Annotated in this window: 13 protein-coding genes; 5 read left to right on the top strand and 8 right to left on the bottom strand. The window is 66.6% G+C overall.

Going from position 1 to position 16,026, the window contains the following annotated elements; genetic code table 11:
• Positions 1-226: 226 nt before the first annotated feature.
• The 8 genes from SPHI_RS03580 to SPHI_RS03540 all read right to left on the bottom strand — a co-directional run bounded on the left by SPHI_RS03580 (position 227) and on the right by SPHI_RS03540 (position 10,041).
• Positions 227-1,450: an esterase-like activity of phytase family protein gene (locus SPHI_RS03580; RefSeq protein ID WP_076743504.1), complete on the bottom strand. Its 1,224-nt coding sequence runs from the start codon at positions 1,448-1,450 to the stop codon at positions 227-229.
• A 1-nt stretch (position 1,451) separates the two neighbouring features.
• Entirely contained in the window at positions 1,452-2,882 is a 1,431-nt protein-coding gene (locus tag SPHI_RS03575; protein WP_083719699.1) for a M48 family metalloprotease, read from the bottom strand.
• Between the two features lie 334 nt (positions 2,883-3,216).
• Positions 3,217-4,316 (bottom strand): IS3 family transposase gene (locus SPHI_RS03570; protein WP_096348712.1). Its coding sequence is split into 2 segments (ribosomal slippage): positions 3,217-4,064 and positions 4,064-4,316, totalling 1,101 coding nucleotides; the frame shifts between segments, so codons are not numbered across the junction.
• Between the two features lie 178 nt (positions 4,317-4,494).
• Complete coding sequence (gene moaB, locus SPHI_RS03560; protein ID WP_076743501.1) at positions 4,495-5,022, bottom strand: molybdenum cofactor biosynthesis protein B; 528 nt, start codon at positions 5,020-5,022, stop codon at positions 4,495-4,497.
• Positions 5,023-5,053: 31 nt separating this feature from the next.
• Positions 5,054-5,752 carry an enoyl-CoA hydratase/isomerase family protein gene (locus SPHI_RS03555; RefSeq protein WP_076743500.1) on the bottom strand — a complete coding sequence of 233 codons (699 nt, stop codon included), beginning with the start codon at positions 5,750-5,752 and terminating at the stop codon, positions 5,054-5,056.
• Entirely contained in the window at positions 5,749-6,684 is a 936-nt protein-coding gene (locus tag SPHI_RS03550) for a 4-(cytidine 5'-diphospho)-2-C-methyl-D-erythritol kinase (RefSeq protein WP_076743499.1), read from the bottom strand. The genes SPHI_RS03555 and SPHI_RS03550 overlap by 4 nt, the downstream gene beginning before the upstream one ends.
• Positions 6,681-8,375: a tetratricopeptide repeat protein gene (locus SPHI_RS03545; RefSeq protein ID WP_233130634.1), complete on the bottom strand. Its 1,695-nt coding sequence runs from the start codon at positions 8,373-8,375 to the stop codon at positions 6,681-6,683. Before SPHI_RS03545 ends, SPHI_RS03550 begins: the two co-directional genes overlap by 4 nt.
• Before the next feature lie 7 nt (positions 8,376-8,382).
• Positions 8,383-10,041 carry an electron transfer flavoprotein-ubiquinone oxidoreductase gene (locus SPHI_RS03540; protein ID WP_076743498.1) on the bottom strand — a complete coding sequence of 553 codons (1,659 nt, stop codon included), beginning with the start codon at positions 10,039-10,041 and terminating at the stop codon, positions 8,383-8,385.
• Positions 10,042-10,180: 139 nt separating this feature from the next.
• Between SPHI_RS03540 and SPHI_RS03535 the strand changes: the two genes are divergently transcribed.
• From SPHI_RS03535 to SPHI_RS03515, 5 genes are all read left to right on the top strand, one after another.
• Positions 10,181-10,930, top strand: a complete 750-nt coding sequence (locus tag SPHI_RS03535; protein ID WP_076743497.1) for a uracil-DNA glycosylase — start codon at positions 10,181-10,183, stop codon at positions 10,928-10,930.
• The gene (locus SPHI_RS03530; RefSeq protein ID WP_408640469.1) at positions 10,927-12,738 is read left to right on the top strand and encodes a lytic transglycosylase domain-containing protein; all 1,812 of its coding nucleotides are present in this window, start codon (positions 10,927-10,929) and stop codon (positions 12,736-12,738) included. The genes SPHI_RS03535 and SPHI_RS03530 overlap by 4 nt, the downstream gene beginning before the upstream one ends.
• 445 nt (positions 12,739-13,183) lie before the next feature.
• The gene (recA, locus tag SPHI_RS03525; protein WP_076743496.1) at positions 13,184-14,257 is read left to right on the top strand and encodes a recombinase RecA; all 1,074 of its coding nucleotides are present in this window, start codon (positions 13,184-13,186) and stop codon (positions 14,255-14,257) included.
• A gap of 291 nt (positions 14,258-14,548) precedes the next feature.
• Complete coding sequence (locus SPHI_RS03520) at positions 14,549-15,388, top strand: class I SAM-dependent methyltransferase (RefSeq protein WP_076743495.1); 840 nt, start codon at positions 14,549-14,551, stop codon at positions 15,386-15,388.
• The gene (locus tag SPHI_RS03515) at positions 15,385-16,017 is read left to right on the top strand and encodes a glutathione S-transferase family protein (protein WP_076743494.1); all 633 of its coding nucleotides are present in this window, start codon (positions 15,385-15,387) and stop codon (positions 16,015-16,017) included. Before SPHI_RS03520 ends, SPHI_RS03515 begins: the two co-directional genes overlap by 4 nt.
• The last annotated feature ends 9 nt before the right edge of the window (positions 16,018-16,026 follow it).

Below are 16,026 nucleotides of genomic sequence, written 5' to 3'. Positions count from 1 at the left end.
CGTGAACGCGACGGCAGCTTTGAGAAGAGAAGGCCACCGCAACGGCGCGGCAAGCCGCCGATGACCCGACGTTCTGACGTGACCTAGTGGCCCCCGCGCCTGGCATTTCCGCCCTGAACGGAAATTCCATGTCACTCAAGCCTGCATGAACAAGCGGCGGATCGGTAAGCTCGTCGTCCTGCTTGCTACTTTAGCCGACGTACGTACGGCCAGCGTGCTGGTTTGATCAGTCTATCAACAATCGATCCAGCCGCACGCGCCAGAACTGCGTCTCCGCACCCATGACGCCGAAATCGTTGTCGCTGACTAGCAGCAACTCCGTGGGCGATAGCAACGCCATGCCTTCCAGATCCGCGGTAACTTCGGGAAAATCGTCGCTGGTGAAGAGCAGCGTCTTGGTAAGAACCGGCACGGGTGCGTCGTCCGCCGCGCTGAGCTCCTCCAGTGTCGGACGCGTTGTCACCTTCAGGTGCTCCGCAACCACCTCCGTGTCCGTGTCGAGGACGCACCGGTAAATCTTGGTGGTCGCCGACCCGCGCTCCAGCACCAGCAGCGTGTCGGGCCCGAGCCAGAGCAGTTCACTGACCTTGATGTCACTACGCTTGAAGGCGCCGAGCGCGCAATCCCGTGCGAAGCTCTCGGGCGGGTCCAGCGGATAGATATATTGTGTCGTCACAGTGCCGGTGGCTGCGTCGAGGCGCCAAAGGCGGACGTGGCGCGCCTGCTTGTGCGCATCCTCATCCGGGTGCGCGAGCGGGCTTTGGAAAGCGAGATAGATCCAGCGCTCGTCCGCGGAGATCGTCAGCGCCTCGAAGCCGCGATTGAGCTGGCGCTTGGCGGCAATCGCCGGCAAGACGGCTCCGCTGTTCACCTGCACGCCGGACGCGCCGGGCAGCAGCCGCGCCTTAACTCTGCCATCACGGTCGAGGCGGACGAGCGAAGGCCCGAACTCGTCGCCCACCCAGAACCCGCCGTCGGATAGTGCGACCAGCCCCTCAGTGTCGAGCCCGTGCGGATCGGCAGGGATCAGTGCGCCAGAAAGGTCGAAAACCGGCTCGGCCAGCAGATCCTCACAGCCGGGATTGGCGAGCCCTGACAGGGGATGGCCGCTTGCATCGGTCAGCGGCAGCATGCGTACCAGGACAACCGCATCATCCTCGACCCGCAACTCGGCGAGCGTCGGACCTACGTCGGGACGCGGCATGATCTTGGCACCGGGAATGTCGAGAAGGTGCGCCAGATGATCGACGCCATAGGTGTCGATCAGGTCCCTGACCTTGATGTTTGGTCCGCGGTCGCCAATTGCCCAGATCCGGCCCGGCGCATCGCCGGGGCGCGTCGAGAGTCCTGAGCCGAAGCCGTATCGCAGCGTCATGACGCCGCGGGGGAGAGCAATCGTTCCGATTACCGGGTCCTCCCAAGCAAGCCGCTCGACCGACACGTCAGGCATCTCAGCTTTCCTCGTCATAAGTGACCAGCTTCACCCGCTCGCCGGGCCGGAGCGGCTGACCAGCGCTCTTGCCGTTGAGGAGCTCGAACAACGCGGCAGGTGTACTGTCGGCCATTCGGCTGATCAGGGTGGAGGCGGTGTCGGCAGGACCGACCTGAACCACGCGGACGATCCGCGGGCGGAGCTGCGCAGCCTCCGCCGCCGAGAGGCGCCGGAACGACCGGATCAAGGCGAGCACGGGTGCGGCATTGGCGTCTGCTGGCGGCGAGATGACGACCATGTGGTAGGCCTGACCGTCGCCCCCGTCATAAACGGCGATCGCGACTGGAACCGTGCCCTGCCGGACGGCCAGGCGCATCTGAAGAAGCACGGCCTGCGTGCCGTTCACGGCCGTGCGCTCGGCCGCTGCCACCTCGGCGGGCACGTCTCCGGCAGTCTGCTGCGCCAGCAGTTCGGCGTATCTATCTAATCCGCCGGGCGGCAGGGCACCGCCACCGAATTCGCCGACAATGCCGCCGGGCCCCTGCAGCCGGATCGTCTGCGGACTGTTGGTCAAGGTGAAGCCGGGAGGCGCCTCGAAAGTAACACGCATGACCGGATGCGCGAAGCGTCGCCCGGTCACAAAGCCCTGCTCGGGATCGTCGCCGTAGAGAAGCCCGTCAATTTCGCTCAGGTAAGCGTCTGTGTTCTCTGGTAGGGCGTCATCGGCGAGGCCGGTGGCGTCTGCCGTTGCACCCGCCCTGTCGATGCGGTGCTGGGTGAGCGGATGACTGAGCGCCCATTCCGGAATGCCGCGTGCTGAGTCTCGCCCCGCCCTTGCGCTCATGTAGCGCTCCTGCCGGCCGAGCGCAGCCAGCATCGCGGCGGCGGCGTGGACGTCGTAGCCGGCATGCTGAAGATATCGGATGCCGTGATCGTCCGCCGCATATTCCTGCCCACGCGAGTAGCGCAGCGTGAAGAACTGCGCGGCCCGCCCCGCTAGCCGCGTCAGCCGTTCGGACCCGCTCAGCCCAACGGCGATCACGCCCAGCCTGCGCCATAGCGAGCGGCGTTCCTGCCGCTGGGCATGGCGGGCAGCGATGTGCCCCAATTCGTGGCCCAGGACCGACGCGAGCTCGGCCTCGCTCCCGACAATGGCGACCAGGCCACGCGTCACGTAGATGAAGCAGCCGGGCACCGCGAAAGCATTCACGACGTCGCTGTTGACCAGCGTGAAGGAGCATTGTCCTTCCAGCCCGGCGGCGCTCGCCATCCGCTCGCCAATGGTTGCAACGTAGCGCGCTTCCTCGGCCTGGTACGCGCCGCCAAATTCGGCGAGGAGGGCCACATGCTGCTCGGCCCCATATGCCCGCTCGTCCTCGGTGATCCGCACCGGCTGATCGGTCGCAGCCTCGCCGCATCCGACGAGCAGCAGCCCCAAGAGCGCCGCCAAAGCTAAGCTGCGATGTGACGTCACAGCCAGCCGAGCAGATGGAGCAGCAGCAGACTTACGCCGACCGATATGGCGGTCGAGCTTAGGCAACCCAGCCGTTTCGAAAAAATAAGGAACATCGCTCCAACCCTCCGCCTCTGAACGACCATGATCCTGCAAGGGTTCACAGGTCTTTGTTCAAGCCCGGCGCTTTCCTGGTTTCTCATTCGGTCTGAGATTTAGTACGTCGCGTTTCTGGTCGTTGAAGCGCCGAATACAGCCTGTTTAAGCGGGTTAGGGCAGTTGTGATGAGGGTCCCCCGGTTTCTCACAGGTCGAGGGTGAGTATCCGGCGTTCATTCGGCCGCGATCTTGGCCGCGGCAGCAGCATATTCGACCGGCGTCAGCCAGCCAAGCGATGTGTGAGGACGGCTCTCGTTGTAGTCGCGCCGCCAGCCCTCGATCTTGGCCCGCGCGTCCTCCAGGGACAGGAACCAGTGCGTGTTCAGGCACTCGTCGCCCAGGCGGCCGTTGAACAACTCCACGAAGGCGTTGTCCGTAGGCTTGCCTGGCCGGCTGAAATCCAGTGTGACGCCGTTCTCGTAGGCCCAGCGGTCGAGTGCCTTCGAGATGAACTCCGGCCCGTTGTCCACCCGGATGGTCCGGGGCGCGCCGCGCGTCGAGGAGATCCGTGCCATCACCTCGACCACCTGCTCCCCCTTGATGCCCTGGTGGACGTCAATCGCCAGCACCTCGCGCGTGAACGCATCGACCACGGTCAGCGCCCGCAACCGCCGGCCATCGAACAGCGCGTCGGAGACGAAGTCCATCGACCACATCTCGTTGGCTGCCGCAGCCGCAGGTTGTCGGTCGCGGTTGGCAGCGCTGACGTTGCGTCTGGATTTCTTGAGCCGAAGGCTCAGTCCATCATTCCGGTAGAGACGGTAGACGCGCTTGTGATTCACGAACCATCCCTCCCTGCGCAGCAGGATGTAGATCCTGAAGTAGCCGTACCGCGTCCGCGTCGCCGCCAAATCACGGATGCGCAGCATCAGCGGCGCCTGGTCCAGTCGATGCGACACGTAGCGCACCGACGACCGGTCGACGCCCAGCGCCGAGCAGCTGCGCCGCTCGCTGACGCCATGGGACGCCTGGACGTGCGCGACGAGTTCGCGCCGTCGTCCAGGCGTCAGGGCTTTTTTGCCAGGACATCCTGCAGGATATGCTTGTCGAGACTCAGATCCGCGACCAGCTGCTTGAGCTTGCGGTTCTCCTCCTCGAGCAGCTTCAGGCGCCGCAGCTCGCCCACGCCGAGCCCGCCATACACCTTCTTCCAGCGGTAGAACGTCTGCTCCGAGATCCCTATCCGGCGGATCACTTCCGCCACCGACGTACCCGTCTCCGCTTGCTTCAGCGCGAAGGGAATCTGCTCCTCGGTGTGCCTCGTCTTCTTCATGTCCCAGCTCCTCGCCCGCAGGCTTCAAAGGGCCAGAAAACTCTCACTCAGCGTGGATGAAAAAACAGGGAGGACGTCACATCCACCGTGCCTCAAGCATCGGCAACGCGGGCTATTGAGTGGACCCGAAAGCGAGTTCAGGGCGAAGGCCTGCGGCAGTAGCGTTTTCGCCCGCCTGTCAGCGCTCCATGAGCCGCGGCATCAGCTCCACGAAATTGCACGGGCCATGCCGGCTATCGAGCTGGTCCCGAAGGATCCCGTCCCACCCGTCCTTTACCGCGCCGGTCGATCCGGGGAGGGCGAAGATATAGGTCCCGCGCGCCACGCAGGCGCAGGCGCGCGACTGCACCGTCGAGGTGCCGATCGTTTTGAACGACAGCCAGCGGAACAGTTCGCCAAAGCCAGGGATCATCTTGTCGGCGACCCGCTCAATCGCCTCGGGCGTCACGTCCCTGCCGGTCACGCCGGTGCCGCCGGTGGTGATGACGCAATCAACGCTCTCGTCATCGATCCAGCGGTGAAGCAGCGCTACGATCATGTCGGCATCGTCGCGCAGGATGGCCCGCTCGGCCAGCACATGCCCTGCCTCGGCTAGCCGCGCCACCAGCGTATCGCCAGAGCGATCCTCCGCCAGGCCGCGCGTGTCCGAGACGGTCAGCACCGCGATTCGGACAGGGATAAATGGGCGGCTCTCGTCAATTGGCATGGCGACAGTATCGCGCGTGCAGAACCCGCGATCAACGATAGCGTTGTGTCGCCGCGCCGAGTCGCGGACTGGCGAAACTGTTTTCAAAGGCGTGGCCGTGCGCCGGGTCGCCCGGATTGCGCAGCATCGCCTTGAGCGCGGTCAAGGCGGTTGCATCATTCGCCGCGATCGACGCCGCCACCGCCGCCCCGTCGCCGATCATCTCGACCAGCCCGGTTCGCTGCGCCTCGGCCGCGTCGATCGTCACGGCGGTGAACAGCAGTCGCGCCGCCTGACCCGGCCCGACCAGCGCGGACAAGCGCGCAATATCCTCCGCTGGATAGGAAATGCCGAGCCGCGCCGGCGGCAACCCGAAGCTGGCTCCCGGACCGGCGACTCGGATGTCAGCGGCGAGCGCCAGCGCCACCGCTGCGCCGTGACAGCCGCCGTCAATTGCGGCAACGACCGGCATCGGCAGCGCTGCCACGGCATCCACCGCCGCACGCAGCGCAAGCCGGAACGGCGCGCGCAGCGCGGCGTCCTCATGCAGCCGGGCGACCTCGCCAAGATCGGCGCCGGCCGAGAAGATGTCTGGCACGCCCGACCGCAACAGCACCACGGCTGCCTCGGGCGGGATGCGCGCAACCGTTTCGACCAGCGCCAGCCAATGCTCCGTCGCCATCGCATTGCGCCGCGCCGGCCGGTCGAGCGTCACGCGCCAGACCTCGCTGGCCCGGTCAAGCCCGATCATGCGAGTGTGGTGGCGAGCCGCCACCAATCGGGCGCTGCATGCGCAACGGCGGCATCGGCGGCGTCGCGGTCGGCAGGCGTGGCGAACAGCGCGAAACAGGTCGCACCGGAGCCCGACATGCGCGCCAGCGTCACCCCCGGCTGCGCCGCGAGCAGCGCGACGACACCGCCGATCACCGGCGCGATCGCGCGGGCAGGGGACTCCAGGTCGTTTCGTCCATCGAGCGGATCGGCCGGATCGAGCGCGCCGCGATCCACGCCGTCCCAGCCCGTGAACACGGCGGCGGTGGAGACCGCCACGCCGGGATTGACGAGCAGCACCGGCGTGTCGCTCCAGCCATCAAGCGAGGCGAGTGCGTCCCCCTTGCCGGTGCCAAATGCGGTCCGCCCGCCAAGGCATGCAGGCACATCCGCGCCAAGTTCAGCGGCAATGGCGAGCAATCCGGGCGCATCGTGGGCGACGCCATGCCGCCGCGCCAGCGCCCGCAACGTCGCCGCCGCATCCGCCGACCCGCCGCCGATCCCCGACGCGATCGGCAGGTTCTTCTCCAGCACGATCGCGTGCCGCTGCGTGACCCCGAACGCACCCCGAAACGCATCCGCCGCCCGCGTGACGAGATTGTCACGCGGCCACACCCCCGCCGTGGCCCCGGCCCTGAGCCGGCGCTCCGCTTCTTCTTCGGCGCGGGGCGAGCAGCAGCCTTCCGGATCAAGGACGGGCTGACGAGCAATGCCGCTCAACGCCCCCGCAAACGGCCCGGTCATCGCAAAGCTATCCGCCTCAGCATCCGCCACCGTCACCACATCGCCGTCGCGGCAAAAGGCGAACAGTGTCTCGATGTCGTGATACCCGTCCGCCCTTCGCCGTCGCACGTGCAGCGCAAGGTTGAGCTTGGCGGGCGCCGGCTCGACGATCACATCCGAAGAGATCATGGCTGCGGCTCAGGCCCGTTGGCAATCTTGGCCGCAAGCCGCGCGGCGGTATCATCCTCCGCCACCACTTGCGCCGCGCGCCAGGCATAGCGCGCGTCGAAGCGCCGTCCGACTGCCCAGTAAACGTCACCAAGATGCTCGTTCACCTCGACATCGGTGGGAGAGGCAAGGGCCGCGCGCTCGATCAGCGGCAGCGCGCGCTTCGGCTCGCCCGCCAGATGATAGGCCCATCCCAGCGAATCGGTGATCGCCGGATCCTTGGGCCGCAGCTTGCTCGCTTTCTCCAGCAGCGCCTTCGCCGGCGCGACCGGTTCGCCATGCACTATCTGCGCATAGCCGAGATAGTTGAGGGCTAGTGGCTCGTCCGGCGCCAGCTTCACCGCTTGCGCCAGCGCCTCATGCGCGCGCGGCCAATCGTCCGCTTCGTCGAGCGCCGCGCCATATTGCAGCCACGTCGACCAGTCCGGCTCGCCTCCCGTTGATTCCCGCTTGTCGATGATCCGGCGATAGATCGGGGCGGCGTCTGCCGGGCGATCGGCGGTCATCAGCAGGTCGGCATAGCGTTGCAGCGCCACCGTGTCGCCGCTGCGCGCCAGCGCTTCGGCCTCGGCCAGCGCCGCCTCCGTCCGTCCAGAGTCAGTGAGGATCTGTATCCGCCCACCGCGCGCCGCCTGCGCATAGGGGCTGTCCGTGCCTACCATCGCCAGGGTGGCGAGCGCACGATCGGTCTGCCCATCGCGACCCAGCGCATAGCCGAGCAGCAGCTTGGCCCGATCGTTGGCGGGATCGGCCATCACCGCCGCTTGCGCCAGCGTCAGGGGCAGCGGGCCCGGCGGCCCCGTGATCAGATCGGTCGCGATCCGGGTAAACAATGCGGACACGCCGAAGCCGAGCGATGGCTTGGTGCCTGCGCCAGGCCGGGCGCGCAGCGCGGCGATCGGCGCCGCCTCGCCGGTCAGCAACGATTTGGCTTCGGCAGTCCGCCTGGTGCCGATCAGCAGCCGCGCGGCGAGCACTCGCAGATCCTCGCTCGCCTGCCCCGTGCCCAAGATCGCGCGCAGTGTCGCCAGACCTTCACGGGTGTTACCCTGCGACAGCAGGATCAGCCCGCGCGCTTCCCCCGCGAACCGCCGCGCCACCGTGTCCTCGCGCGCCGCGGCGAGCAGCGGAAGCGGGTCCGCGCCGCGCTCAAACGCCGCCCAGGCCGCCAGCGGCGCGGCCATAACGCCGAACTGCCGCTTGCCGATCCGCGCGATCGCGGCGTCGGCGGCGGCAAGGTCATGATGCGCCGCCGCGCTGGCGAGGATCAGAAGGTCGGCATCGGGCGGCGCCGCATTGCCCAGCACCGCCGCCGAGTCCATCGCCAGCTTGAGGTCACCGGCCGCCACTGCCTCGCGATAGGCGTAGGCAGCAACCCCCGTATCTCCCGGCGTCGCCGCCAGCGCATCGGCATAGCGCCGCGCGGCAAGCTGCGCTGCGCCGTCGCCATCGGCGGCGCGCCCTTGCAGATAGGCCAGCAGGTCAGGCGTGCGGGCCTCCGCGGGCAGGGCGGTACAGGCGAGGGCCCCCGCCAGAACGCCCGTCACCCCGGCCTTGAGCCGGGGTCCCGCCGCCTTGGCAACGGTAGAGAGGAAGCGGGGCCCCGGCCCAGGGCCGGGGTGACGAAGAAAGGATGGAGCAACAAGTGGCACAGCGACTCTACATATTCGGATAGTTCGGCCCGCCGCCACCCTCCGGCACCACCCAATTGATGTTCTGCGTGGGATCCTTGATGTCGCACGTCTTGCAATGGACGCAATTCTGCGCGTTGATCACGAACTTGGGGTCGCCCGTTTCCTCGCCGACGATCTCGTACACGCCGGCCGGGCAGTAACGCTGCGCCGGCTCGTCATACAGTGGCAGGTCGTACTTCACCGGAATGTCCGGGTCCTTCAGCGTCAGGTGGATCGGCTGATCCTCCTCGTGATTGGTGTTCGACAGGAACACCGAGGACAGGCGATCGAAGGTCAGCACACCATCCGGCTTGGGATAATCGATCTTCTTGGCCATGTCCTTGCGCCACAAGGTCTCATGGTCGGCATGCTGCTTCATGGTGAACGGCCATTTCAGGCCGAGATACTCCATCCACATCGCCAGGCCCGAGATGCCCGAGCCCATGAAGTCGCCGAACTTCTTCACCAACGGCGCCACGTTGCGGACGATCGACAGCTCCTTCTTCACCCATGACGCCTCGAAGGCGGCGGGGTAGGCGGTCAGCTCGTCGCTCTGGCGCTGTGACAGGATCGCGTCGGCCGCCGCTTCGGCGGCCATCATGCCGCTCTTCATGGCGGTATGCGTGCCCTTGATTCGCGGCACGTTGAGGAAGCCGGCGCTGTCGCCGATCAGCGCACCGCCCGGAAACACCAGCTTGGGGATCGACTGCAAGCCGCCGTCCGAGATCGCGCGCGCGCCATAGCTGACGCGCTTGCCGCCCTTAAGCAGCGCCGCGATCTCCGGATGCGTCTTCCAACGCTGCATCTCGGCGAACGGAAAGACATGGGGATTGGAATAATTGAGCCACGTCACCAGCCCGAGGCTCACTTGCCCGTTCGCCTGGTGATAGAGCCAGCCGCCGCCATTGGTGTCGCTCTCGCTGAGCGGCCAACCCTGCGTGTGGATCACCGTTCCGGGCTTGTGGAGCGCGGGGTCGATGTCCCACAATTCCTTGATGCCAAGCCCATAGGATTGCGGATCGCAATTCGCGCGCAGGTCAAAGATGCGCATCAGCTCCTTTGACAGATGCCCACGCACGCCTTCGGAGAAGAAGGTATATTTCGCGTGCAGCTCAAGCCCGGGTTGGTAATCGGGCTTGTGCGTGCCGTCGCGCGCTACGCCCATGTCGCCGGTCGCGACACCCTTCACACTGCCGTCTTCGTTGAACAGCACTTCGGCCGCCGCGAAGCCGGGGAAGATCTCGACGCCAAGCTCTTCGGCCTTGCCCGCCAGCCAGCGGCACAGATTGCCGAGGCTCCCGGTATACGTGCCCTTGTTGTGCAGAAATGGGGGCGTCCACAGGTGCGGCAGGTTGAACTTGCCCTTGCGCGTCAACACCCAGTGGATGTTCTCCGTCACTGGCACTTCGGCAAGCGGGCAGCCGTCCTCGCGCCAGTTCGGCAGCAGCTCGTCCAGGCTTTTGGGATCGATAACCGCGCCCGACAGGATGTGCGCGCCGACTTCGCTGCCCTTTTCCAGCACGCAGACCGAGAGCTCGGCCTCTTTCTCGGCCGCGAGTTGTTTCAGCCGGATCGCCGCGCTGAGGCCTGCCGGCCCCGCACCCACGATCACCACATCATACGGCATCGACTCGCGTTCGCTCATCACTCTCTCCATGCGCCGGCCCCGCCCTCTGCCTTACCGATCGTAAGCGAGCGATCGGGCGTACGCCGGCAACGTCTTGTCCTCATCGGCTGTCGAGCGAATTGACCGCTACGTCAACCGTAACGCTAAAGGAGCGCACATGGGGGCAGATCAGACCATCGATTGGCATGCGGCCGCGGCGAGCGCACTCGAATGGTGGCGCGACGCCGGCGTCGACGTGCTGGTCGGCGACGATCCGTTCGACTGGCTGGCGGCAGAGGGGCCGGTTGCCGTAGCGTCGCCGCTGCTCGCTGCATCGCCCCCTGCCGCGCCCGTCGCCCCGACAGCGGCCATGCCGGCCGCCATCGCCGATTTCCTCGCATGGCGCATCGCAGAGACGGCGCCCGAAGCGGAATGGCGCGTGCCAATCGTCGCGGCGAGCGGCCCGGCAGACGCCGACCTGATGATCCTGATCGACTGTCCCGAGCGCGATTCGGCCGATTCGCTGCTCGGCGGTGCGGCCGGGCGGCTCTTCGATCGCATGCTCGCCGCGATCGGGCGGAGCCGCGCCGACGTCCACCTCGCCAGCGTCTGTGCCGCGCGTCCGACCGTTGGTCGCATGCCGCGCGACATGGAAGCGCGGCTTGGAGAGATTGCCCGCCACCACGCCAGCCTCGCGGCGCCGCGCCGCCTGCTCGTGATGGGCGATGCGGCGAGCCGTGCGATCCTGTTGGCGAATGTGATTGAGATGCGCGGGCGTTTACACGCGCTTAACCATAATGGCGGGAAAACGACCGAGGTCGTGGCGAGCTTCCATCCGCGCATGCTGCTGGAGCGACCCGCGCTGAAGGCCGAGGCGTGGAGGGATCTCCAATTGCTGATGGCCAGGACCAAAGGGGAAGAAGAGTGATTGCCAAGCTGCCAGCCATTCTAGCAGCCGCTGCATCGATCGCGGCACTGTCGCCGTCGCTGGTCGCCGCCGAGCCGGCCCGGTCCGCCCGCGCCGCCACGCCCGTCATCCCGACGCAGCTCTCGGCCGAGCAGCGCACCCAGTATCGTGCCGTCTTCGCCGCGATCCGTGAAGGCCGCTGGCAAGACGCGCAGATCGGCCTCGATACGATGGCGACCGGCCCGCTGCACAGCTATGCCCGCGCCGAGCTGTACACCGCCAAGGGTTCGCCCCGCGTCGAGATGGAGCCGCTCGTCCGCCTGCTCACCGAAGCGCCCGAACTGCCGCAGGCCGAAACGCTGGCGCGCCTCGCCAAGCTGCGTGGAGCGGAGGAACTGCCCGAGCTTCCCGTCGCGCAGCGGCTGATCTGGCAGGATGGCGCCCCGACCCGCGTCCGCGCCAAGGCGACGCGCAGCGACGCGATCGCCGCTGATCTCGCGGAGAGGATGGTTCCCTATGTGAAGGGCGACATGGGCCGAGAGGCCGAATCGTTGCTCGAATCGACGGATGGCCTGACGCCGGAGGCGCAGACCGAATGGCAGTCCAAGATCGCCTGGATCTATTTCCTCCAGGGCCTCGATGGCGACGCGCGCCGCATCGGCAACAAGGCCGCGCGCGGGCAGGGCGATTGGGCGACGCATGCGCGCTGGACCACCGCGCTCGCCGCCTGGCGCCAGAATGATTGCGGGTCCGCCACCGAGGGCTTCGAGGCGGTGTCTGCCCGCGCCGGCGATACCGACATGCGCGCCGCCGGCCTCTATTGGGCAAGCCGCGCCGACATGGTGTGCGGCAGGCCCGACCGGATCGAGGTGCGGCTGAAGAACGCCGCGCAATATGGCGAAACCTTTTACGGCCAGCTCGCCCGTCAGTCGCTCGGCATGCAGACCGCTGCGTTCAAGCCGCAGAAGGTGACTAGCGACTGGGCCAATCTCGAGCGCCGCCCCAACATCCGGGTCGCCGCCGCGCTGATCGAGATCGGCGAGGAGGGCGCCGCCGATGACGTGATCCGCCAGCAGGCGAAGATCGGCCCGGTCGGTGAATTCGCGTCGCTAGTCCGCGTTACGGAGCAGATGAACCTGCCCGCCAGTGTCGTTTGGCTCGCGCACAATTGTCCCCCGGGCTTCGTTGCCACCGCCGACACGCGCTATCCGACGCCTAACTGGACGCCCGACACCGGCTGGCGCGTCGACAAGGCGTTGGTGTATGCTCATACGCTCCAGGAATCGGGCTTCCGCAACAAGGTCGTCTCGCCCGCTGGCGCTTATGGCCTGATGCAGATCATGCCCGCCGCTGCGACCGATTACATGCGCGAACGCGGCATCTCGGTCGACAAGGCCGCACTTAGCCGCCCATCGACGAACATGGATATCGGTCAGCGCCACCTCGAAAAGCTGCGCGACATGGGGCTGACGCAAGGCCTGCTGCCCAAGGTGATCGCCGCCTACAACGCCGGCCCCAAGCCGGTTGGCGAGTGGAACTCGATCGTCCGCGATAACGGCGATCCGTTGCTCTACATCGAGAGCATTCCGTACTGGGAGACCCGCGGCTACGTCGTCACCGTGCTGCGCAACTATTGGATGTACGAAGGCCAGACCGGTCGCGACAAATCCGCCAGTCGCTCGGCCCTGGCGCAGGGCATGTGGCCCCGCTTCCCCGGCATGAAGGGTGACCCCGCGGTCCGCATCGCTGCTCGCCCGGCGGCGAACACGGTGGCGTCGAACGCCGTGGTGTCGCCTGCATCGACCACCACGGTTGCCAGCGCACAGTAACGCCGCCCCGCACACCCCGTCATCCCGGCCCTGAGCCGGGATCCAAGGCGCCGCGAACGCTACCGCTGGATCCGAAGCACTAACCAGCCCACCTCCGTCATCCCGGCCTTGAGCCGGGATCCCGCTTCTTCTTCAGCAGCGGTGATAAGCGGGACCCCGCTCAAGTGCGCGGTGACGAGTATTAGACAACAGCTCGCTCGTTCCGTCATGCCGGCCTTGTGCCGGCATCCACCGTGCCGAAAACGATCAACAGGCGAGTAAGCGGGGCCGTGGATGCCGGGACAAGCCCGGCATGACGGATTGGGCAGGACAGGAATCACCGTTTGTCCTCCAACTCCCCAACAAAAAAGTCATCGTTCTCCACTTGTTCCACCAGAACAAACATAATACATCCGCATCACGCGTTGAACGGTTCGCGCGCATGATCTAGCGGAGGGGCTCTCACATGGCCGCCAATCTCAAGGTGATCCCAGGCAACATGGCTAGCCCGAACACAGATCGTCAAAAGGCGCTCGACGCCGCCCTCGCGCAGATCGACCGCGCCTTTGGCAAGGGCTCCGCGATGAAGCTCGGCCAGAAGGAGGCGATGAAGGTAGAGGTCGTGTCCACCGGCAGCCTCGGCCTCGACATTGCGCTCGGCGTTGGTGGCCTGCCCAAGGGCCGCATCGTCGAGATCTTCGGCCCCGAATCCTCGGGCAAGACCACCCTTGCGCTTCACGCCATCGCCGAGGCGCAAAAGGCCGGCGGCATGGCTGCCTTCGTCGACGCGGAACACGCGCTCGACCCGGCTTATGCCAAGAAGCTCGGCGTCAACATCGACGAACTGATCGTTTCTCAGCCAGACACGGGTGAGCAGGCGCTCGAGATCGTCGACACGCTGGTTCGCTCCAACGCGATCGACGTGCTGGTGGTCGACTCGGTCGCCGCGCTCGTCCCGCGCGCGGAAATCGAGGGCGAGATGGGCGACAGCCACGTCGGTCTCCAGGCGCGTCTGATGAGCCAGGCGCTGCGCAAGCTCACCGGCACGATCAGCCGCTCCAACTGCCTCGTCATCTTCATCAACCAGATCCGCATGAAGATCGGCGTGATGTACGGCTCGCCCGAGACGACCACCGGCGGCAACGCGCTGAAGTTCTACGCGTCGGTGCGCCTCGACGTGCGCCGCATCGGCTCGGTCAAGGATCGCGAGGAAGCGACGGGCAACCAGACCCGCGTCAAGGTCGTGAAGAACAAGGTCGCGCCGCCGTTCAAGCAGGTCGAATTCGACATCATGTTCGGCGAAGGCATCTCCAAGCTCGGCGAGATCATCGATCTCGGCGTGAAGGCCGGATTGGTCGAAAAGTCGGGTTCGTGGTTCAGCTACGATTCGATCCGCATCGGCCAGGGCCGCGAGAATTCGAAGACCTATCTGCGTGAGAATGCCGAAGTCGCCGAACGCCTCGAACGCCAGATCCGCGCCCGCCAGGAAGGTCTCGGCGAGGAGTTGATGGCCGGTCAGTCCGACGAAGACGACGTCTGATCCGGGGCAAACCCCTCCTTTTCGATGGGAGGTTGGGGTGGGGGGCGCCTTCATCACCGCATCTCGATAAGCAAGGGCCGATGCCGAAAGGCACCGGCCCTTCGCACATCCAGTCTCTGCCGAATGTTGAGAAGAACCCGCTATCGCCTCAACTTTCTCAACATTCGCCGCGCTCCTGGAACGACCGTTCGCCCCGAGGCTGTCAAAGGGCGTGCACGGAGTCCCCGCTTCGACACGCCCGACCAGACCCGCCATAAGGAACACCAACCGGCAACGAAGGAGCCACGAAGCATGACCACCGCCCCCGATTGGCAGACCCGTGTCGGTGACGTCTGGGCTGCCGAATGGCAGCGCACCGACCGCAGCTTCGCTGATTTCGCCCCCCACCTCGACGCCGCCATCCTCGCCGTCGCCCCCGATCACGGCCGCGCCGCCGATCTCGGCTGCGGCGCCGGCGCCACCAGTCTCGCCATCGCCGCGGCGCGCCCCGGCCTCGCCATCCACGGCGTCGATCTTTCCGAGCCGCTAATCACCATCGCGGGCCAGCGCACCGCCGATGCCGCGCTTTCGAATGTCCACTTCACCGCCGGCGCGGTTCCTGGCGATCTCGAACCATCCTATGATCTCGCCTTCTCGCGCCACGGCGTGATGTTCTTCGACCATCCGGTCACCGCCTTCCGCGGCATCGCGGCCGCGCTCAAGCCGGGCGCTCCTTTGGTCTTCTCCTGCTTCCGGTCCCCCGCCGAGAACGCCTGGGCGTCCGACACGGTCGCCGCTGTCGGTGGTCAGTTCGACTCGCCGGACGGCTACGCGCCCGGCCCTTTCGCCTTCGCTGACCGCGACAGGATCGCCGACTTGCTCGCCACCACCGGCTTCACCGACATCACCATCACCGCCGCGGACTACCACTATAGGGCAGGGGAGGGCGCCGATCCCGTCACCGATGCGATCGACTTCTTCCGCCGCATCGGCCCGGTCGCGCGCAAGCTTGCCGACACCCCCGATGCCGATCGCCCGGCACTGCTCGACCGCTTGCGCGTTATGCTCGCCGACCGGGTCCGCGGGGGAGTGCTCGATTTCCCCGCTGCCGCCTGGATCGTGACTGCGCATTCGCAGGGGAGCGGCCAATGATCATCGTCCACCATCTCGAAAACTCGCGCTCGCAGCGCGTGCTCTGGATGCTCGAAGAACTCGGCCTGCCGTATGACATCAAGCGCTACGAGCGGAACAAGAAGACGATGCTCGCCCCACCCGAGCTCAAGCGCGTCCACCCGCTCGGCAAGTCCCCGGTGATCGAGGACCGCACCGACCAGAACCGGGTCGTCGCCGAAACCGGCGCGATTGTGGAATATCTCGTCGACAAGGCCGACGGCCGGCTCGGCGCTCCCGCCAACCGCACCGCGGCGCTCGATTACCGCTTCTGGCTCCATTATGCCGAAGGCTCGATCATGCCCCCGTTGCTGGTGAAGCTCGTTCTCACCCGCGTGCCGTTGTTCGGCAAGGCCGCGCAGAAGCGCATCCAGCCGATGATCGACACGCATCTCGATTTCGTCGAAGCGCATCTCGCCAGCCGCCCATGGTTCACCGGCGACACGCTCACCGCCGCCGACATCATGATGAGCTTCCCGCTGGAAGCCGCGCGCAGCCGCGGCGGCCTTGACGCCTCGCGTCCCGCAACGATTGCCTGGCTCGACAAGGTTCACGCCCGCCCCGCCTATCAGACTGCGCTCGCGAAGGGCGGCCCTTACGCTTATGCGTGAGCCGCTCGG

The sequence above is a fragment of the Sphingomonas jeddahensis genome (assembly GCF_001981525.1).
In the GTDB taxonomy this organism is placed as follows: domain Bacteria; phylum Pseudomonadota; class Alphaproteobacteria; order Sphingomonadales; family Sphingomonadaceae; genus Sphingomonas; species Sphingomonas jeddahensis.
The sequence above is the reverse complement of the archived record's forward strand: the minus strand, read 5'-3'. Positions and strand labels throughout refer to the sequence as shown.